Raw genomic sequence first — 18,821 nt, forward strand, 5'->3', positions numbered from 1 at the left:
TTTATTTGGACCAATCCAATGATTCTAAGAATTGGTATATATCTTCAAAAACTTGTTCTTTTTCTTTATCAATTGTAATGACATGTCCTGAATTCGCATACCATTTAATCTCTTTATCATCTGAGTCGCTTTCATTGTATATAATGTTAGCAGAATCTGTATTAATCATTTGATCTTGCTCACCTTGGATAACCAGTAGCGGATCCATAACCTCATCTACTTGATTACGTATACTTTGAATTTGACCTTGCAAATCTTTTAAAGTATCTGTTGGATGAAACTCATCCATTTCTTTTTCTATGGTTGTTTCATCTTTGCCTTCGTATTTTTTAAAATTACGTGCATACGTTAAGACACCATCAAACATTGCCCCTTCAGTCTTAATATGCATAGGTGAACACATTGTTATAATACCCTTTACGTCTCTATCTAAGCTTATTTTCAATGCATAACAACCACCGAGTGATAAGCCGGCAACCACAATTTCATCATATCCTTTATCCACAAGAAATTCATATCCATCTATCGCATCTTTATACCATGCAAATGGACTAGATTGGAGTATCTCTTCTGGTGGTGCTGCATGCCCATCATATTGTGGCGCATAAGAAGTGTAACCCTTTTTTTGTAAGAATCGCCCTAATTGTCTTACATCTGAAGAATTTCCAGTAAAACCGTGTAAAAGTAATACAGCGCGATTACCTTCTTCAAAAAAGAATGGTTCTGGTAATCTAATTTGCATCGTGATTCAATCCTTTCGTCCAAGCTATTAAAATAAATATGATATCAGTTGTACTCAAAATATATTCCCTACTTTGAAGCATTTAAAAGCCGAATACTTCTATTATAAATAAAAAAGCCCGACTTTTACATCGTCGGACCTTATAAACCAAAATAACTTATGCCTAACATTAACAAGAAGAAAATGACAGACAATACAATTGTTAATCTATGCAAGAATAAATCAACGCCACGTTGTTTTTGTTTACCAAATAACTGTTCAGCGCCACCGCTTATCGCACCTGATAGTCCATTACTTTTACCTTCTTGGAGTAATACAACAGTCACTAATGCAATACAATCTAAAATTAAAATGATCATGAAAAATGTATGCATAAAAATTGTCCTCCATTCATTATATACGAACCGCATTATATCACACGTTTGACTTATTTAGCAAACTTCTATCTATTAAATGTACTTTTACGTTTGATTGAAACAACCAACATATAAATCGCTAAAATAAGTGATATGATTAATACAATTGTTAACGGTAAGATATTTATCATTGATTTTGTATCTAATATCGCCTCATAAACCGCACTGATATTAACTAAATTATATAAAATTTGTGAAGTGAATACTGCAAACATAAACCACCACAAATACGTGTGCCTATTCCAAATCGCAATAATCCCTGTTAAGTTAGCAATCACATACATGATACCTGTAAATTGGAAACTGTTTTTTATCACACCAATTGCGTTTTCAGAAGGCTTTTGTCTACTATTTATTAACATTTGTTTTATTACACTATCATCTAAAATAACAAATAAATGGATGGCATATAAAATTGCTATGATAAGTGAAGTATAAGCAAGAAAATGACCTGTTCTAATTTCTTTTGTTTTAGGTTGTGCCTTCATAATCAGTCAATACTCCTTCTATAATTTACACTTTTAATTATATCAGTTTCACTAACAAAGATGAACAAATTAAATAATCTTGACGATGTATTTCATTGAAACTTATCTTTGTCTGACACAATTTCGAATCATAAATGATATTAACGCGTCTTGCAATAAAAAACACGCAAACCCATTGGGCTTACGTGTTAGCGCGTGAACTCTTTTTTTCAAGATAAATATTATTTATCTAAGTTGTAGAAAGATTTAATACCATCGAATTTGCCTGTTTCAAACAATTCATCTTCGATGCGTAATAATTGATTGTATTTAGCAATACGGTCAGTTCTAGATAATGAACCAGTTTTAATTTGACCTGCATTTGTAGCAACTGCGATATCCGCGATAGTTGTATCTTCTGTTTCACCAGAACGGTGTGATACTACTGCTGTATATCCAGCTTTTTGAGCCATTTCAATAGCATCAAATGTTTCAGTTAATGTACCAATTTGGTTAACTTTAATTAAGATTGAGTTACCGATACCTTTTTCGATACCTTCTGATAATTTAACAGTGTTTGTAACGAATAAATCGTCACCAACTAATTGAACACGATCACCGATACGGTCAGTTAATACTTTCCAACCGTCCCAGTCATTTTCATCCATACCATCTTCAATAGAAATGATTGGATATTTATTAACTAATTCTTCTAAATAGTCAACTTGTTGTTCTGCTGTAAGTTTTGAACCATTTTCACCTTCAAATTTAGCATAGTTATAAACGCCATCTTCGAAGAATTCAGATGAAGCACAGTCAAAGCCTAAGAATACGTCTTTACCAGGTTCTAATCCAACTGCTTTAATCGCTTCTAATATTGTTTCAACAGCATCTTCTGTACCTTCAAATTTAGGAGCGAAACCACCTTCGTCACCTACTGCTGTTTCTAAACCACGGTTTTTAAGGATTGATTTTAAGTTGTGGAAAATTTCTGCTCCCCAACGTAATGATTCTTTAAATGTTTCTGCACCAACTGGTAAGATCATGAACTCTTGGAATGCGATTGGTGCATCAGAGTGAGAACCACCATTTACAATATTCATCATTGGAACTGGTAATTGTTTACCGTTGAAGCCACCTAAATATTTATAAAGTGGTTGGCCTAATAAATCAGCTGCTGCACGTGCTACTGCAATAGAAACACCAAGAATAGCATTTGCGCCTAATTTACCTTTATTTTCAGTTCCGTCTAATTGAATCATCATTTTATCAATTGAGACTTGTTCTAATACTGAAAATTCACCTTCAATTAATTCAGGTGCAATAATTTCATTTACATTTTCAACAGCTTTCGTTACACCTTTACCTAAATAACGTGTTTTGTCTCCGTCACGTAATTCTACTGCTTCGTGTTCACCAGTAGAAGCACCTGATGGTACAAGTGTGCGTCCAAATGCACCACTTTCAGTTAATACTTCTACTTCCACTGTTGGGTTACCACGTGAGTCAAGGACTTCGCGAGCGTAAACATCTGTAATAATTGGCATGTTTGTAATCTCCTTTATAATAAGTAGTTTAGAAATATTAAATTTCATCTTCATTATAGCTATAAATGCTATAAATACAAATAATTTAATTACTTCAATTTGATTATGCGTGTCATCAGTCTTTTAAGCAAATTTTAAACTGTGACACGCTTTTATGTTGCTAATTTCAGTCCATGTTTTGTTTCTATCAAATTAATGCTTGATGAGTGATTCACCAGTCATGTCTTCAGGTTGTTTTACTTGTAACAAATCTAACAATGTAGGTGCTAAATCACCTAGTCGACCTGTTTCACGTAAAGTTGCACCTTCTTTAGTAACAATCACTGGTACAGGATTAGTCGTATGTGTCGTCATCGGTTGCTCATCATCAGTCAATACCATATCTGAGTTACCATGGTCAGCTGTAATAATGGCATGACCACCCATATCAACAATTTTATCTACGACTTCACCTAAACATTCGTCAACCGCTTCAATTGCTTTAATCGTAGGTTCAAGCATACCGCTGTGACCTACCATATCAGGGTTGGCAAAGTTTAATAAGATTAAGTCCAAATCACCTTTATTTAACTCTTCAATGAGTGCGTCTTTGACTTCATAAGCGCTCATTTCCGGTTTAAGATCATAAGTCGCAACTTTAGGTGAGTCAATCAATCTACGACGTTCGCCTTCAAATTCATCATTGCGACCACCACTCATAAAATAAGTGACGTGTGGGAATTTTTCAGTTTCCGCTATACGTAACTGTTTCAAGCCATTATCTTGTGCAACTTCACCAATTGTATTAGTTAAGTCAACTTTTTCAAAAACAATTTTTGCATCAACATTATCATTATATTTTGTAAATGTAGCGTAGAACAAGTCATTTACTTGATCCACTTTAAAGCCTTCAAATGCTTTATCTGTAAAGATTTCAGACAGTTGACCAGCTCTATCAGGACGGAAGTTATAGAAAATGACTGCATCTCCATCATTTACACCATTATTTTGATCTTTGATGATAAATGGTTCAACAAATTCATCAGTTAAGTCTTTAGCATAGTTTGCTTCAACACCAGCTTTAGCTGATTCAAATGTTTCTCCACCAAAGTTACGAATTGCGTTATAAGCTTTTTCTTCTCTATCCCAGCGTTTATCACGGTCCATTGCGTAATAACGACCTGAAACAGATGCGAATTGACCAATGCCTAGTTCTTTAAACTTAGCTTCTGTATCTTCGATATATTTAAGCGCAGATTTTTGATCTACATCACGTCCATCTAAAAACGCATGTACATAAACTTTGTCAACGCCTTGCTTTTTGGCTAATTCTAATAAAGCAAATAGATGTTTATAATGACTGTGCACACCACCATCTGATAATAAACCAAAAATATGAAGTGCTGAATCATTACCTTTTACGTGTTGAATGGCTTGATTCAATACATCATTTTCAAAGAAGTCGCCGTCTTCAATAGATTTATTGATACGCGTTAAACTTTGATAAACAATGCGTCCAGCACCGATATTCATATGTCCAACTTCTGAATTACCCATTTGACCTTCAGGAAGTCCAACATCCAAGCCACTTGCTTCGATTTGGGTTGTTGGATACTGATTATAATAACGATCAAAATTAGGTTTATTAGCTAGTTTTACAGCATTACCATGCTCACTTTCTCTATTTGCAAAACCATCTAAAATAATTAATGCAGTTGGTTGTTTAGCCATATTATTTTGCACCTTCTAACAATTGTACAAAATCATCCACTTTAAGTGATGCGCCACCTACTAATGCGCCATCAATGTCTGATTCTGCCATGTATTCTTTTATGTTGTTAGGTTTAACACTACCGCCATATTGAATACGTGTTGCATCAGCAACTGTTTGTCCAGATAAATCTGCGATTGTTTCTCTTACAAATGCACACATTTCATTAGCATCTTTTGCAGTTGATGATTTACCAGTACCGATTGCCCAAATTGGTTCATATGCGATAACAACTTGTTTCAATTGTGCTTCTGATAAGCCTTCTACAGCTTTTTTCACTTGGTTGCCAACAACTTCATTAGCTTTGCCACTTTCACGTTCTTCGTCTGTTTCACCAACACAAATAATTGGTGTCATACCGTGATTGAATACAGCATGTGCTTTTTTGTTGATATCTTCATCTGTTTCATGGAAGATTTCACGACGTTCTGAGTGTCCAATAACAACATATTTCACACCTAAATCAGCTAATGCTACTGGTGATGTTTCACCTGTAAATGCACCGTTATCTTCATAAAAGGCGTTTTGTGCGCCAATTTGTAAGCCTTGTGCTTTACCTTCATTAACTGCTGTTACTAAAGCATCTAATTGAATTGTTGGAGCACAAATAACAGATTCTACCTCTTTAGTATCTGGTAATGCTGGTAATTCATTAATAAAATCTTTAGCCTCTTGAACCGTTTTGTTCATTTTCCAGTTACCCGCAATAATTGGTTTTCTCATTATATACACTCCTATTAGTAAATTATGATTATTGTTTAATCAAGTTTTGCTCGTAAATCAGCGATTATTTATTAGCAATCGCAACTACACCTGGCAGTTCTTTACCTTCAAGATATTCTAATGATGCACCGCCACCAGTCGAAATGTGACTAAAGTCATCTGCATATCCTAATGAAATCGCAGCTGCAGCTGAGTCGCCACCACCGATGATTGTGTTTGCATCTTTCATCTCAGCAATTGCTTCACAAACACCAATTGTACCTTTTGCAAAATTACTGAATTCAAATACGCCCATAGGTCCATTCCATACTACCGTATGTGCACCTTGTAATTTTTCTTTGAATAATTCTACAGTTTTCGGACCAACATCCATTGCTTCTTGATCTGCAGGTATATCATCTACAGAAACTTCTGTAATCTTCGCATCATTAGAAAATTCTTTTGCAACTTTACAATCTACAGGTAATACGATTTGATCTCCTGCTTTTTCTAACAATTCTTTTGCAAAGTCTACTTTATCTTCTTCTAATAAAGATAGGCCAATCTCTTTTCCTTGAGCTTTAAAGAATGTGTATGACATACCGCCACCAATAAGCACTTTATCTGCAATTTTCAATAAGTTAGTGATTACACCAATTTTATCTGAAACTTTAGCACCACCAAGAATTGCAACAACAGGTTTATCTGGGTTTTCTACAACGCCACCGATATATCTAATTTCTTTTTCCATTAGATAGCCTGCTACAGTTTCTAAGTGTGCTGCAATACCTACGTTTGACGCGTGTTTACGGTGTGCCGTTCCAAATGCATCATTTACGAAAACATCACCTAATGATGCCCAGTATTTACCTAATTCAGGGTCATTTTTAGACTCTTTTTTACCTTCTAAATCTTCAAAACGTGTATTTTCAACTAATAGCACATCACCTTCATTTAAGGCTTTGATAGATTGCTCTAATTGTGTTCCACGTGTTTCAGGAACAAATGCCACGTCTTTGTTTAATTTTTCAGCTAATGCATTAGCTACAGGTTTTAAAGTTAATTCTGCTTTATCACTTTCTTCTTTAACTTTTCCTAAGTGAGAGAATAAAACGACTTTACCATCTTGCTCTATAATATATTTTATAGTTGGTAAAGCTTGAACGATACGGTTGTCATCCGTAATTTCACCGTCTTTCATAGGTACGTTAAAATCTGCACGTACAAGTACAGTTTTACCTTTTAACTCTATATCAGATACATTTTTTTTTGTCATGTAATCTTCCTCCTTCAGATGGATGAATAAAGTAAAATAAGCGGAGAAGCGTTGAGCTCCCCGCTTACTCCTAAGCTTATTGATTCAATTTCACAACGCTATACTTGTTAAGCTAAAGTGAACATCAAATTATTTAGCGTGACTTGCTAAATATTCTAATGTACGTACTAATTGTGAAGTGTATGACATTTCGTTATCATACCAAGCTGCTACTTTAACTAATTGACGATCTCCAACAGTCATAACACGTGTTTGAGTTGCATCAAATAATGAACCGTATGTCATTCCGATTACGTCAGAAGAAACGATTTCGTCTTCAGTATAACCGAATGATTCGTTAGATGCATTTTTCATTGCGTTATTTACGTCTTCGATACTTACATTTTTATCTAATACTACTGTTAATTCAGTTAATGAACCAGTTGCAACTGGTACACGTTGTGCTCCACCGTCTAATTTACCATCAATTTCAGGAATTACTAGGCCGATAGCTTTAGCAGCACCTGTTGAGTTAGGGATAATGTTTTCAGCAGCTGCACGCGCACGACGTTTGTCACCTTTTCTGTGAGGCGCATCTTGTGTGCTTTGGTCACCAGTATATGCGTGGATTGTAGTCATGAAACCTTCGATTAAGCCGAATTCATCATTTAAAACTTTAGCAACTGGTGCTAATGAGTTAGTAGTACATGAAGCACCTGAAACAACATCTTCTGAACCATCTAAAGTATCGTGGTTAGTGTTGTATACGATTGTTTTTAAGTCACCTTTAGCTGGTGCTGAAATTAATACTTTTTTAGCGCCTGCATTGATGTGTGCTTCTGCTTTTTCTTTATCTGTGAATAAACCAGTACATTCTAATACAACATCGATATCTAAGTCTCCCCAAGGTAATTTACTTGGATCTGGCTCAGAAAATGATTTAACTTCTAATCCGTTAACGCGGAAACCATTTTCTTCAACTTCAACTTCTCCTGTGAAGCGACCTTGTGTAGTGTCATATTTTAATAAATGAGCTAACATTTCATCATCTGTTAAGTCGTTTACTGCTACTACATCGATTCCTTCTACATCTTGAATTCTTCTAAATGCTAAACGACCAATTCTACCAAAACCATTAATTGCTACTTTAACTGCCATTATAATGGCCTCCTTTAAAATGATATTTAAAAAGTGGAATCACTTTTTATTACTATTATTTGCGATAATACTTGCCGCGCCTTCATCTGTGATTAATACAGTGTTTTTAGGTGCAATCGAAAGATAAGCTTTAATTGCCTCTCCTTTTGATTTACCCCCAGCAACGGCAAAGATAAACTTTTTCGATACAAGGTCTTCTAATTGAAGTCCAATCGTTTTTACTTTGTGAACGATTTGTCCTTGTTCATCGAAATAATATCCAAATGCTTCTCCCGAGGCATTGTGATGTTGAAGTTTTTCAATAACTTCACTAGGTGATTGACGTCTTCGCGCCATCTTCAGCGCATCACCAATGCCGTGGATTGTAATATTCGCTTCTTTAATTTTCTCTAAGGTGTGTATCACTGACGGTTCTAACATAAGTGTGTTATAGGTTGTTTCACTGACATTATCTGGCACATAAAGCGTTGTATAATCTCCATCTGTTTGCTGTGCCATACTGGCAGCAATCGTATTGGCTTGATATACAACATTTTCACCAAGTCCACCTCGAGCGGGTACAAAAAATACGTCGTAAGGTTGGCGATGCATAGATTCGCTTACGTATGCCATCGTTGAGCCACCTGTAACTGCTACTGTTGCGTGATCATATAAAACATCTTCAACTAACTGTCCCGCTTGTTTAGACAACTCAATTTTAACCGTTTTATCAGTGTCTGAATCACCTGGAATGACATAAACATCTTTGATGTCATATTTTTCTTTGATAATTTGAGCAAGGTGATGATCATCCGAGTAAACGTTAAAATAGCTGTTTAATTGGCGTACTGTCGTTTCACCAGCTTCAGTGATTTCCATGCCTGTAGGTTTAACTTTGATAAGCGCTTGTTTCTTTAAAACATCTGTTTCAGAACGCAATACTCTTTCAGTTAAATCCATATATTCACTTAAACTACGTCTACCGACGGGTTGATACTGAGCGATAGTAGTGAGTATTGAAAAACGACGATACATCTTTTCAACAATTTCTGGAACTAACTTTTGTTGAATTTTTATCAAGTCTTTCACTACTATCCTCCTCCGTTTCTATATACAAGGGTCAAGTTCTAACCATAGATTGACTTTTTTCGTCCCTGCTGGGACAAAAAAATATAACCTCTTATATTTGCAATAATACTACTATACATTTAAAAAAGCAAGAGAAATACTTTTGTCTTAAATAAAGTAAATTCTAAACTTCTATAATTCTTTCCTCTATAGAATAATTATACCCGATTCCATATTTTAATAATCATTTACCCATTAATTTTTTAATGATATGTTTTAAAATCACTTCATTAACATGCGTTTCATTGAATCAATCACCATTTATGCTTAAAATAAATATAAATTTAAATCATATTTATCAGGAGGAATATACATGTCTAACAATAAACACCCAGAAGTTATAGACCCAGAAGATCAGAGATATAAAGATGACGATTATTTTAAACAAACAAAAGAAAGTTCTCACAAAAACCCATATCAATCTTTTAATTACAACAAACACATTGGCTGTCATTTTGGACCTTTTGGTTGTTTAGGTGGCTGCTTTTCCATCATACTGCTATTGTCTTTCATTTCATATTTAGTAAGCCTGCTATTTTAACCTTTCTTTGTCTTTTATAATTCGTATTATAAATAATTTACAATATTTCATTTCAGTGTTTAAGTTCCATTAATCATTACAAAAAACACGCACTGTCATATGGCAGCACGTGTTCTAAGCATATATTTTTCAAATTCTATTTAATCTTCATCAGATGATTGCGAACTTTTTTCTGAATTTGAATTATTGTTTTGTGTTGAACGTTGTTGGGTATTTTGTTGCGTACTTCGTTGTTGTGTAGAAGGTTCATCGGTCTTCTCTTCTGTCGAAGGCTCAGATGTGCGCTCTTCAGTTGATGGTTCACTCGTCTTTTCTTCAGTTGTTTTTTCCTCTGTGGATGGTTCAGTTGTTTTTTCTTCTGTCGAGCGTTCTTCAGTAGTACGTTCTTCTTTTGTTTTTTCAGGTGAATCTTTTTCTTCCGTAGTTCTTCGTTCTTGTGTTCTAGGCTGCTGTGTTTGTTGGGTCTGTTGTGTCTGTTGCGTTTGTTGTGTTTGAGGAACTTGTTGAGTTTGCTGTGTCTGTTGTGTTTGTTGTGTTTCTTCAGTTGACTTTTCTTTTTTCTTGTCTTTTTGTTCCTTTGTTTTTTCTTTCTTTTTGTCTTTTTCTTCTTGTTTTTGATCTGCCAAACGTTCATTGGCCTTATTTGAATGATCTACGAATGCAAAAATTGCAAAAACTAATCCACCTATAAGTAGTAGCACAATTAATCCACTGATAAGTTTTGCAAAACCACTCATTTTTTTATTATCTTTATCATCAAAATTATTATTTTGATTATGCTTAGGCATATGCTCCCCTCACTTCAATTTATATCAAATCATCATTTTCAAATGGCATTTAACTTCATGTTAGAACTATATTTTACACTATTTCTTTGATTAAACAACCATATTAACCACATTTTAATGTAGATATTACTTTGTCTTCCAAACTATAGTAAAATAATCATATACAACTTTTTTATTTTTAACTTCATATTAATCTAATTTCAATGATTGTTTCAACACTTTTACTTAAATTATTCTACTATTGTCAGTAATATCATAACAGGATGTGACTAGATTTTGAAAAAGTACGACTTATTTAACGAAACAGATCAATCACGACAAAAGCCTAAAGGTTTACGACATATGATGACCGAAAATGACAATGACGAATTAAACGTTCCAATCAAAACACGCTATAAACTTTTTATACTCGTTCTTTTTTTATTTTTACTCGCTTTTGGCATTATTGCCTTATTTATTTTATAATATGTAGTACTTCAATTTCCTTTTTAAAACGACATCATAATTATTTCTTATTATTCAATAATATATATTAAAAGGTATAAAAATTAGGCCTACACGATAATCGTATAGACCTCTACTAAAGGGAGTCAAAATTTTACCTTCGCTAGTATATTATGGGGTATACTCGAAATAATTAAGAGATGATTAATTAATATCGAAGGTACCCTTATTATAACGACATCTGATTTTAATTTAAATACATCCTAGGCGTAGTAAATGACATATTTTTGAACAAAATTCGAATAAATTTTGTCATACTAAACATGAGATTTTTTACTTTTAAAGCCTGCACGATTCAATACTACAATTCTATGAGGTGATACTATGAAACACTATCTAATTACGGGCGGTACTGGTCTAATAGGTACGCAGCTAATCGAGGCAATACAACAAAGTGATTCGAAAATCACGATATTAACAAGACAAAAACACGCTACATCACACCCTAAAATCACATATGTAAATTGGTCAGAACCAAATTGGGAAAGTCAAATTCCAGATATTGATATCGTCATCAATTTGGCCGGTGCTAGCTTAAATAACCGATGGACTTCCTCACACAAACAAAACATTATGCTAAGTCGATTACAATCTACACAGGCATTATACGATCTTTTCAAAAACAGGAAGCAAAAACCATCTGTATTCTTTAACGCTAGCGCTGTGGGTTATTATAAACCTGATTTAACACGTACATATACTGAGTTGTATCAAACATTACCATTCGACTTTTTATCTGAAGTAATATATCAATGGGAACGGTTAGCACGTCAATTTGAATCCTTTGGAACACGTGTGATTATAGGTAGATTTGGAATGGTATTATCAAATAAAGGTGGTGCATTACCATTAATGAAATTACCTTATGAATTAAATGTCGGCGGTAAAATAGGTAGTGGTAGACAATGGTATTCTTGGATTCATATTGAAGATCTAACAAGAGCGCTACTTTATACCATCAATAATGATAAAGCGCACGGCGTATTTAATTTCACATCACCTATCGCAGAACATCAAAATATGTTTGGTTATACTATTGCAAGAGAGGTACATCGTCCACATTATACGTGGGTGCCATCATTTGCGCTCAGAATTGTCTTAGGAGAAATGTCTACAGTAGTACTTGATACTCAAAAAGTTTTACCTAATAAATTACAAGCACTAGATTTTGAATTTAAATATCCTAACCTAAAACTTGCACTAGAAAATTTAGTTCATTAAGAAAGGTACCATTAAAAATGAAACGAGATAGTTTTAGCCATATCTTATTATTCATTGCAGGTTTGCTCCTCATCACCAATGGTATTTTAGCATTTGAAAAACCTGCAATAATGATCTTTATTTCAATAACTTTATTCATCATAGGTTTGTTAACTTTAGTTATTTCAATTTTATTAATTTATAAAAAAGCAAAATCTATTAAATAAACACAACTTATAGTTACAATATATTTAAAAAAACAAGTCACGCATGCCAACCATTTCCTTATGCATCATACATTTGGAAATAGTCATACATTGTCGTGACTTGTTTTATAATCTGTTTATCCTAATTTACTTATGCAAAATATTATGATTCTGGCACCATAACTTCGTCGATTAATCCGTATTCTTTAGCTTCTTCTGCTGATAAGAAGTTATCACGGTCAGTATCTTTTTCAATTTTTTCAATTGATTGACCAGTACGTTCAGCTAAAATTTTGTTTAATTTAGCACGTGTTTTTAGAATATGGTTAGCGGCAATTTCAATTTCAGTTGCTTGACCTTGTGCACCGCCTAATGGTTGGTGAATCATTACTTCAGCATTAGGCAATGCAAAACGTTTACCTTTTGCACCTGCTGAAAGTAAGAATGATCCCATTGATGCTGCCATACCGATACAAATTGTTTGTACATCTGGTTTAATGTGTTGGATTGTATCGTAAATAGCAAATCCAGCAGTTACACTACCACCTGGTGAGTTAATGTAAAGATAGATATCTTTTTCAGCATCTTGTGCCTGTAAAAATAATAATTGTGATACGATAGAGTTTGCTACATTATCGTCAATTTGTGAACCTAACATAATAATACGGTCTTTTAATAAACGTGAGTAAATATCATAAGCACGTTCCCCACGGTTTGTAGTTTCAATTACTGTAGGTATTAAATTCATTAATATTGCCTCCTTATTTCTAACTGATAAATTTATTTTAACCTAAAAGTCAAATATGGTCAAAAAATAACGCTTAGAATTTCCTTAAACTGTATAAATTATTGTTGACCAACACTTATAAGATTTGTACACTAATATTATTGTTATTTACCCCTCGTAGTGTAATGGATAACACATAAGATTCCGGTTCTTAGAATAGGGGTTCGATTCCCTTCGAGGGGATTAATAAGTTATTTTCTCATTTTCACCCGATATCACTAGTCGTCAAAACACTTGTGGTGTCGGTATTTTTATATTTTATAGTATCATTCGTTTTGATACGTTTTGAATTTCGCGCCCCCATTTAGTCCCCATTATAAAATCAATTGTTTTGTAAATACTTCTCTCATTATGCACGAACTTTAATTATTAAAACCAATATATTTCTTAACTTCTGCATAGTTTTCTGTATCATAATTTAATTTACACTTCTTACTGACCATTACTGCAGCATACTCAAACATTTCAGTCATTTTATATAATGCTTCTTTTATTTCGTTAGTATTTAAATGAGGATAAGTGGAAGTCAATTCACTATTTTTATTAGATCCTAAATAATTAGGCAAGTATTTAAAGCTCTTACCAAAATTAACTTGAAAATCAAATTTATAACCTTTATCCCATGCAAGCATTAAAAGTAGCATTCTTCTACATATATTCAAATGATCTATTGAATAAAGCAACTCATTTCTCCATATACCTTTCATTACATAGGTAGAAACCCAATAAAACTCATTTATACATTCATCAAACAATTTCTGATATGGCTTGCTTATCCAATAACTTGCTTCACTAACACTATTGTTTTTTGGTAACAAATTATCTTTATCAAGAAGTATTTTTATTAATTTATCTTCTACCAAATATTCAGATAATTTATTTTTCGATAATAATGTTAAGTCTATTCGATTGTAATCATCAAATAGCATTAATATTGGATAACGTTCTTCTAATTCAGATGGATATAAATCTTGCGCTTCTGGAAACTGTGTTATTATTCTATTTCCAAACTGATTTATCCATTCCAAATCAGCAATTATATCTTCTAAATTTTCAACAATGTAGACAATATCAAAATCCTGATGTATATCGGGTTTAATTTTTTCATTAACCCTAGACCCATTCATACATACTGCTTTTATATTTTTATCTTGTTTAGCAATATTAAGAATTAAGCCCAACATTTCTTTTTCTGTTCTCATTAGACACCTCACATTTAGTTATGGACTTTTTTGTCTGTAACTGTCTTATATGTGTAGTTATAACTACGGTTGTACAATCAGACAATTTTGTTCGTTTGCTATCGTCCATTCTTGAGCAATAGTACGTGGTCATTTTTGACTGTGTACATTGGTTGCTCTTTTTTTGAGAAACCAAACCTCATACTCATTTTTGAGTAATAGCACATAAACTTTTTTGTGTGCGTACTTTTTACACAATCATTTTTGAGTACATAATTTTGGTTAAACATTTTTGTACGACCAATGTTACTGATTTTTTTTACTTTCTTAGCTCTTTTTAATGTTGTTTCAGAAACGCCTGCTAATTTAGCCAATTCAGCGTTTTCTTTTACTGGTGTCTTGACTTTTTTACCGATAGGTTCAACTGGGCTTTTCGGTTTGTTTTGTTTCAAATTTGCTAATCTATTTTCTTTTGATTTCTCTTGCAATTCTTCTATTAAATCTTTGGTATTAAGAACAACATTTAACTTTTGATTTTTATTTAAAGTTCTTCTTTTAACAGCAGTGTCTCTTACGAATTTAAGTGCTTCGCTCTTTGTCATATCTTCCTTTATAGCTGATATTTCGTTTTGATTTAATTCCTGTAACGCCCTAACTCTGTAACGCTTTTTTATTACTTTTATCAAACCGTTTTAAAGCTAAACTTTCATCAATTTTCCAAACGTTTTCTACATACTCACGAAAAATGTACCGTCATTTAATTCTATTATAAAAAACAAATCTCATTCATTTACAATTCATCCTATATAAGTATTGTATATATAATTATCCATCTTATAACTTCTTAATACAACACAAATCTTCTCTCAGAACGCAAAATACATCCCTACCTTTTATAAGATAGAGAAGTATGGGATTTACAAACTTATTATTACATTTATTACCATTTTTATATTGCTAAACATATATTCATATATATAGAAACATAAACAATATTAAAACTAGAGTTTTCATTAGTACATGCACTTTTTTGAGCTGTTACTCAATTTTAAGTAATAGTGTAATAAAGAACAGGTAAAAAATCACCGAGTCTACAAATCTGGGGGGGCAAATTGGCTTTTGGTCTGCCCTAATGATTCATTCACTCCTTATGGATTAGCATTTTACGTCCTCTCTATTTTACAAGTGTTGTTATAGTTATTACCAGTTGGATAATTTAAATCACTCAGATATGAGTAATTTGTTTTACAGACTCTTCAATTTAGAGTTCTCTAATATATTCAAATCCAAATGTATAACATCACGCTTAAAATTTGCTCAAAGTTATCAAATAACCTTAATGTATAGTTTTAACATTTGGTCTGCGTTGCATCAACTAATTAAAATACATATATTAGGGGATATTTAATGCGTCAATTTTGTCTAACTCGAAAATTATTTTTGTTAATAGAATCCCTAAGTAAAATGACAATCAACGAGCATGTAATGATAAATTTAGTTACTAACGCTCACCAACAGGTGAGTGTTTTTATTTTGCTTGACCAAACTATGAGGAAATGATAATTTGTAAATAGACATACAATTCACATTCCTTTATTATTATTATTATTATTATTAAAACACACAAGTAAGAAAAGACAGGCTTTGCGCTTGTCTTTTCTTCTTAAATTGCATAATTTAAAATAATGTGTCAAATTGTAAAAATGGCCATTAAACATATAATTATAATTAACATACTATAGATTATAAGGTCTTTCTGGTCTGGATTTTTTCTTGTAATAATATAATCAAATCAGTCAACACACTTAACAAATTTATATGAAATAAGCCTATAGGTTTTTTATTTATTTAAAAATTCATTTAGTGTAGAGTTATCACTTTCTTTTTCAATAAGATTCTCTATATTTTCATTGTCATTTTCTTTTGAACTTATAAATCCATCATCTATTAAACTTTCGATTCTATTTTCTACTTCTTTTGAGTTCCAACCTATTTTATTGATTTCTTTTTTGTAATCCATATATAATCTCCTTGGTTATTTATTTGTAATATAATCGAATGTATAACATAAATAGCAATAAAGATATTAAATTAATTTAAATATTAAAAAGCAGATCAAAGTTATAATAACTACCTATAAACTATACTCACCTATTTAGATTTAGATCACTTATAATAGAGGACTGTTTTAAATAAGAAACTTCATATAAATCAGCTAACCTCTTAATAAAATCAATTAAATTCCTTTCATTTATTAATTGATTTTCAAAATCTGTTTTTAATTTTATAAATTTCTGTTTTTCTTGTTCGGTGCTTATCTTTTTGAAATACCCCCACATATGACAAAAGGCATTAATTATTGAACCTTTAGATGGTTTCTTACTTAATGCGTATTGAATTTTTTGCTGAACTAATTCGATTTCAGCATCGTTATTCATCAAATATCTAATGTCATTATAAGTATTGTGATCATGCCACAAAACTTCATATTTATATCTACTCCATAGTTTTTCTTTTTGAAGTCGTTTATTGATTTTAAATACCTACTTTCAATATTTAATTTAATAAAAAGGAATTCTTTTACTGGCTTCAATAATATCTTTAGTAAAGAAAAATTGTTTACCTTGTCCAGTATATGCTGGATTAAGTATCAAATTTGCTTTAGCATTATATAACCATTCGGGATTTATTCCTGAATTCAAAATATCTTGAAACTCTTGAAACTCTTTATTCCAGTCTAAATTGAGTTTCATTTATAATCACCTCGTAAATATAATAGAACTCTAGTTCATATATTTAAATAAAAAAAGACAGACTAGACTGTCTGCCTTGTAAATTAAGAGTTATGATGCTAAAAAACTGATAAATATATTTTAACATGACATTGAACTATCAAGCATATAACCACCCCGTAACTTACTTTGGCAATTGGTATGAGCAAAAATTAATAATTATAAAATAATATATATAGCTGTATGTAAGTTTACTATAGCATTAAATATCAGAATAAGCCTATTCTATACTCACTCTAATGTGATTAAAAAATTTAGTTGTATTAATAACCAAATAAAAAGACGACTTTAAAAGTCGTCTAGTGTGTATTCGTAAGAAAGTGATAAGTGATTCCATTACCTATTATATACAATTTTAGTTATATTGCAAATATTTAATCATTTTAACTATTAACTTGTCTAACATCTGCTTAACTCTCTGCTCGCCTACTTCGAATATACGAGCCATATCTTTGTAAGTTTTCCCCTCTACCATCAGTAAAAACAAATTAAACTCTTTGAATGTTCCTACTGTTTCGGCAGCCAATTCTAGCTCGTTTAAAAATATCGCATCTTCTGTATTCATTTGATCTATACGCTTATGGTCAACTTCAGCACCTACCTCAAAGAAATCATCTGTTTCAATGGGTTTATCTTCATAATCATCGTTAATATGCTCGTGGCAGCTCAATATAAACTGTTTAATCGTCTTTTTATCATACATAGCCGATTTCACTCGCCAATCGATCTAATATAGACGTTCTAGCACGCAACAATGCTCTTTGTTTAATACCGATAATGTCGCAAATAACGTCATCTGATAAGGTTTCCTTGTCCCACCACGTCAACTTGATAACTTGTTGTTTTAATAAAGAAGAATCATTATATACAGCAGTTATACCTTTAACCATATCACATATATTTCGGTACTGAAGGTCATTGACGTTATGAGGTCTGTTGATGTACCAGTCACAAAGTCTGTGATAGTTCAACATATACTTGGATAACATTTTATAGTTCACATCTTGATACTCAATAATCATATGGCAAGCACCTCACGTTCATTTTGCAGGCTTTCACGTTTTGTTTCGATATAGTCATTATAAATCACTTTATTGGCTTGTATGTGCTTCTCACGCCGTTGTGAACGGTTTTTATGATGGACTTGATATAAATCTTTCTGCAGTTTCTCAATCGTTTCGTGTGGCTTATATGAGCCATTTGACTGCATGTATTGAATGATAGCCTTTTGTTCATACGAAGGATAGTGTTTGATTAGCTTTTTAACCAAATTTAGTCGTTTATTTGATTGTTTTTTATATCTATCCAGCTCGTCTTTTTTCTCAACAATCCAACATACTAACTTTTCTAAAGGATATGAAGTTGTGACTACACCCATCACATCATCACATGTCATGTGCGACGTATTAAGGCTATACATACATTCGATTTGTTCTTCAATGGTTTGTATTTTACGATTAATAAACATGGGATTATAAGCAGTTAATAGCTCGTATTCGGTTATCTTTTCTGCAGGATAATATCTTAATACTTGCTTACAGGGTTTTAGATGCATGTTATAACCTCATTTCTTTATATAGTTATATAAACGCTTATAAGTTTCTGCAACAGTTACAGAAATCCATTTCTTACCAAAATTTGGCACGCATTATTATATATTTAAGTTTGTGCAACGAGA

23 protein-coding genes and 1 tRNA gene are annotated in these 18,821 nt (G+C 32.4%); 5 read left to right on the forward strand and 19 right to left on the reverse strand.

Going from position 1 to position 18,821, the window contains the following annotated elements:
• Position 1 precedes the first annotated feature (1 nt).
• From NST87_RS09920 to NST87_RS09960, 9 genes are all read right to left on the reverse strand, one after another.
• Complete coding sequence (locus NST87_RS09920) at positions 2-742, reverse strand: alpha/beta hydrolase (RefSeq protein WP_040030208.1); 741 nt, start codon at positions 740-742, stop codon at positions 2-4.
• 140 nt (positions 743-882) lie between these two features.
• Positions 883-1,116 carry a preprotein translocase subunit SecG gene (gene secG / locus NST87_RS09925; RefSeq protein WP_019469442.1) on the reverse strand — a complete coding sequence of 78 codons (234 nt, stop codon included), beginning with the start codon at positions 1,114-1,116 and terminating at the stop codon, positions 883-885.
• 68 nt (positions 1,117-1,184) lie between these two features.
• Positions 1,185-1,646 (reverse strand): hypothetical protein, encoded by a 462-nt coding sequence (locus NST87_RS09930; protein WP_019469443.1) that lies wholly within the window; start codon positions 1,644-1,646, stop codon positions 1,185-1,187.
• 221 nt (positions 1,647-1,867) lie between these two features.
• Positions 1,868-3,172, reverse strand: coding sequence for a surface-displayed alpha-enolase (gene eno, locus NST87_RS09935; RefSeq protein ID WP_019469444.1), 1,305 nt, complete (start codon positions 3,170-3,172; stop codon positions 1,868-1,870).
• Between the two features lie 192 nt (positions 3,173-3,364).
• Positions 3,365-4,882: a 2,3-bisphosphoglycerate-independent phosphoglycerate mutase gene (gpmI, locus tag NST87_RS09940; protein ID WP_064264386.1), complete on the reverse strand. Its 1,518-nt coding sequence runs from the start codon at positions 4,880-4,882 to the stop codon at positions 3,365-3,367.
• A 1-nt stretch (position 4,883) separates the two neighbouring features.
• Positions 4,884-5,645 carry a triose-phosphate isomerase gene (gene tpiA, locus NST87_RS09945; RefSeq protein ID WP_019469446.1) on the reverse strand — a complete coding sequence of 254 codons (762 nt, stop codon included), beginning with the start codon at positions 5,643-5,645 and terminating at the stop codon, positions 4,884-4,886.
• 64 nt (positions 5,646-5,709) lie between these two features.
• A complete protein-coding gene (locus tag NST87_RS09950) occupies positions 5,710-6,900 on the reverse strand; it encodes a phosphoglycerate kinase (RefSeq protein ID WP_340721665.1) in 1,191 nt (396 codons plus the stop codon).
• 129 nt (positions 6,901-7,029) lie between these two features.
• Positions 7,030-8,037: a type I glyceraldehyde-3-phosphate dehydrogenase gene (gap, locus tag NST87_RS09955; RefSeq protein ID WP_019469448.1), complete on the reverse strand. Its 1,008-nt coding sequence runs from the start codon at positions 8,035-8,037 to the stop codon at positions 7,030-7,032.
• Positions 8,038-8,076: 39 nt separating this feature from the next.
• The gene (locus NST87_RS09960; protein ID WP_019469449.1) at positions 8,077-9,105 is read right to left on the reverse strand and encodes a sugar-binding transcriptional regulator; all 1,029 of its coding nucleotides are present in this window, start codon (positions 9,103-9,105) and stop codon (positions 8,077-8,079) included.
• A 352-nt stretch (positions 9,106-9,457) separates the two neighbouring features.
• On the opposite strand from NST87_RS09960, the gene NST87_RS09965 reads away from it, so the two are divergent.
• Positions 9,458-9,685: a hypothetical protein gene (locus NST87_RS09965; protein ID WP_019469450.1), complete on the forward strand. Its 228-nt coding sequence runs from the start codon at positions 9,458-9,460 to the stop codon at positions 9,683-9,685.
• A gap of 140 nt (positions 9,686-9,825) precedes the next feature.
• Here NST87_RS09965 and NST87_RS09970 read toward each other — a convergent pair whose 3' ends face one another.
• Positions 9,826-10,473: a DUF4887 domain-containing protein gene (locus NST87_RS09970; RefSeq protein WP_040030212.1), complete on the reverse strand. Its 648-nt coding sequence runs from the start codon at positions 10,471-10,473 to the stop codon at positions 9,826-9,828.
• A 276-nt stretch (positions 10,474-10,749) separates the two neighbouring features.
• On the opposite strand from NST87_RS09970, the gene NST87_RS09975 reads away from it, so the two are divergent.
• From NST87_RS09975 to NST87_RS09985, 3 genes are all read left to right on the forward strand, one after another.
• A complete protein-coding gene (locus NST87_RS09975) occupies positions 10,750-10,938 on the forward strand; it encodes a hypothetical protein (RefSeq protein ID WP_019469452.1) in 189 nt (62 codons plus the stop codon).
• 363 nt (positions 10,939-11,301) lie between these two features.
• Positions 11,302-12,198, forward strand: a complete 897-nt coding sequence (locus NST87_RS09980) for a TIGR01777 family oxidoreductase (protein WP_019469453.1) — start codon at positions 11,302-11,304, stop codon at positions 12,196-12,198.
• A gap of 17 nt (positions 12,199-12,215) precedes the next feature.
• Positions 12,216-12,404 carry a hypothetical protein gene (locus NST87_RS09985; protein WP_019469454.1) on the forward strand — a complete coding sequence of 63 codons (189 nt, stop codon included), beginning with the start codon at positions 12,216-12,218 and terminating at the stop codon, positions 12,402-12,404.
• A gap of 142 nt (positions 12,405-12,546) precedes the next feature.
• On the opposite strand, the gene clpP is transcribed toward NST87_RS09985, so the two are convergent.
• Positions 12,547-13,131: an ATP-dependent Clp endopeptidase proteolytic subunit ClpP gene (gene clpP, locus NST87_RS09990; protein WP_019469455.1), complete on the reverse strand. Its 585-nt coding sequence runs from the start codon at positions 13,129-13,131 to the stop codon at positions 12,547-12,549.
• Positions 13,132-13,281: 150 nt separating this feature from the next.
• Between clpP and NST87_RS09995 the strand changes: the two genes are divergently transcribed.
• A tRNA-Arg gene (locus NST87_RS09995) sits at positions 13,282-13,353 on the forward strand.
• Positions 13,354-13,532: 179 nt separating this feature from the next.
• Here the strand turns inward: NST87_RS09995 and NST87_RS10000 are convergent.
• The 8 genes from NST87_RS10000 to NST87_RS10035 form a co-directional block, all read right to left on the reverse strand.
• On the reverse strand, positions 13,533-14,372 hold the full coding sequence (locus NST87_RS10000; protein WP_340721666.1) for an aminoglycoside 6-adenylyltransferase: 840 nt from the start codon (positions 14,370-14,372) through the stop codon (positions 13,533-13,535).
• Positions 14,373-14,470: 98 nt separating this feature from the next.
• A complete protein-coding gene (locus tag NST87_RS10005; protein WP_340721667.1) occupies positions 14,471-14,953 on the reverse strand; it encodes a hypothetical protein in 483 nt (160 codons plus the stop codon).
• 1,238 nt (positions 14,954-16,191) lie between these two features.
• The gene (locus NST87_RS10010; protein ID WP_071562172.1) at positions 16,192-16,371 is read right to left on the reverse strand and encodes a hypothetical protein; all 180 of its coding nucleotides are present in this window, start codon (positions 16,369-16,371) and stop codon (positions 16,192-16,194) included.
• Positions 16,372-16,498: 127 nt separating this feature from the next.
• Positions 16,499-16,831, reverse strand: coding sequence for a DUF1722 domain-containing protein (locus tag NST87_RS10015; protein ID WP_019469458.1), 333 nt, complete (start codon positions 16,829-16,831; stop codon positions 16,499-16,501).
• 81 nt (positions 16,832-16,912) lie between these two features.
• Positions 16,913-17,104 carry a hypothetical protein gene (locus NST87_RS10020; RefSeq protein WP_019469459.1) on the reverse strand — a complete coding sequence of 64 codons (192 nt, stop codon included), beginning with the start codon at positions 17,102-17,104 and terminating at the stop codon, positions 16,913-16,915.
• 394 nt (positions 17,105-17,498) lie between these two features.
• Entirely contained in the window at positions 17,499-17,846 is a 348-nt protein-coding gene (locus NST87_RS10025; RefSeq protein WP_280561361.1) for a hypothetical protein, read from the reverse strand.
• Positions 17,839-18,165 (reverse strand): hypothetical protein, encoded by a 327-nt coding sequence (locus tag NST87_RS10030; protein WP_107385302.1) that lies wholly within the window; start codon positions 18,163-18,165, stop codon positions 17,839-17,841. Before NST87_RS10030 ends, NST87_RS10025 begins: the two co-directional genes overlap by 8 nt.
• Complete coding sequence (locus NST87_RS10035; RefSeq protein ID WP_340721668.1) at positions 18,162-18,698, reverse strand: spore coat protein; 537 nt, start codon at positions 18,696-18,698, stop codon at positions 18,162-18,164. The genes NST87_RS10030 and NST87_RS10035 overlap by 4 nt, the downstream gene beginning before the upstream one ends.
• Positions 18,699-18,821 lie beyond the last annotated feature (123 nt).

The sequence above is a fragment of the Staphylococcus sp. FSL W8-0271 genome (genome assembly GCF_038006605.1).
Taxonomy (GTDB): domain Bacteria; phylum Bacillota; class Bacilli; order Staphylococcales; family Staphylococcaceae; genus Staphylococcus; species Staphylococcus cohnii.

What these genes read in the sequence shown, in the direction of transcription:
- NST87_RS09950 (WP_340721665.1), bottom strand. Translation starts at nt 6,900, where the DNA reads ATGACAAAAAAAAATGTATCTGATATAGAGTTAAAAGGTAAAACTGTA.
- NST87_RS09930 (WP_019469443.1), bottom strand. Translation starts at nt 1,646, where the DNA reads ATGAAGGCACAACCTAAAACAAAAGAAATTAGAACAGGTCATTTTCTT.
- eno (WP_019469444.1), bottom strand. Translation starts at nt 3,172, where the DNA reads ATGCCAATTATTACAGATGTTTACGCTCGCGAAGTCCTTGACTCACGT.
- NST87_RS10005 (WP_340721667.1), bottom strand. Translation starts at nt 14,953, where the DNA reads ATGACAAAGAGCGAAGCACTTAAATTCGTAAGAGACACTGCTGTTAAA.
- NST87_RS09970 (WP_040030212.1), bottom strand. Translation starts at nt 10,473, where the DNA reads ATGCCTAAGCATAATCAAAATAATAATTTTGATGATAAAGATAATAAA.
- NST87_RS09965 (WP_019469450.1), top strand. Translation starts at nt 9,458, where the DNA reads ATGTCTAACAATAAACACCCAGAAGTTATAGACCCAGAAGATCAGAGA.
- NST87_RS09980 (WP_019469453.1), top strand. Translation starts at nt 11,302, where the DNA reads ATGAAACACTATCTAATTACGGGCGGTACTGGTCTAATAGGTACGCAG.
- NST87_RS10000 (WP_340721666.1), bottom strand. Translation starts at nt 14,372, where the DNA reads ATGAGAACAGAAAAAGAAATGTTGGGCTTAATTCTTAATATTGCTAAA.
- NST87_RS10025 (WP_280561361.1), bottom strand. Translation starts at nt 17,846, where the DNA reads ATGTATGATAAAAAGACGATTAAACAGTTTATATTGAGCTGCCACGAG.
- NST87_RS10035 (WP_340721668.1), bottom strand. Translation starts at nt 18,698, where the DNA reads ATGCATCTAAAACCCTGTAAGCAAGTATTAAGATATTATCCTGCAGAA.
- secG (WP_019469442.1), bottom strand. Translation starts at nt 1,116, where the DNA reads ATGCATACATTTTTCATGATCATTTTAATTTTAGATTGTATTGCATTA.
- NST87_RS10020 (WP_019469459.1), bottom strand. Translation starts at nt 17,104, where the DNA reads ATGAAACTCAATTTAGACTGGAATAAAGAGTTTCAAGAGTTTCAAGAT.
- gap (WP_019469448.1), bottom strand. Translation starts at nt 8,037, where the DNA reads ATGGCAGTTAAAGTAGCAATTAATGGTTTTGGTAGAATTGGTCGTTTA.
- tpiA (WP_019469446.1), bottom strand. Translation starts at nt 5,645, where the DNA reads ATGAGAAAACCAATTATTGCGGGTAACTGGAAAATGAACAAAACGGTT.
- clpP (WP_019469455.1), bottom strand. Translation starts at nt 13,131, where the DNA reads ATGAATTTAATACCTACAGTAATTGAAACTACAAACCGTGGGGAACGT.
- NST87_RS10030 (WP_107385302.1), bottom strand. Translation starts at nt 18,165, where the DNA reads ATGATTATTGAGTATCAAGATGTGAACTATAAAATGTTATCCAAGTAT.
- gpmI (WP_064264386.1), bottom strand. Translation starts at nt 4,882, where the DNA reads ATGGCTAAACAACCAACTGCATTAATTATTTTAGATGGTTTTGCAAAT.
- NST87_RS09920 (WP_040030208.1), bottom strand. Translation starts at nt 742, where the DNA reads ATGCAAATTAGATTACCAGAACCATTCTTTTTTGAAGAAGGTAATCGC.
- NST87_RS09985 (WP_019469454.1), top strand. Translation starts at nt 12,216, where the DNA reads ATGAAACGAGATAGTTTTAGCCATATCTTATTATTCATTGCAGGTTTG.
- NST87_RS10010 (WP_071562172.1), bottom strand. Translation starts at nt 16,371, where the DNA reads ATGGATTACAAAAAAGAAATCAATAAAATAGGTTGGAACTCAAAAGAA.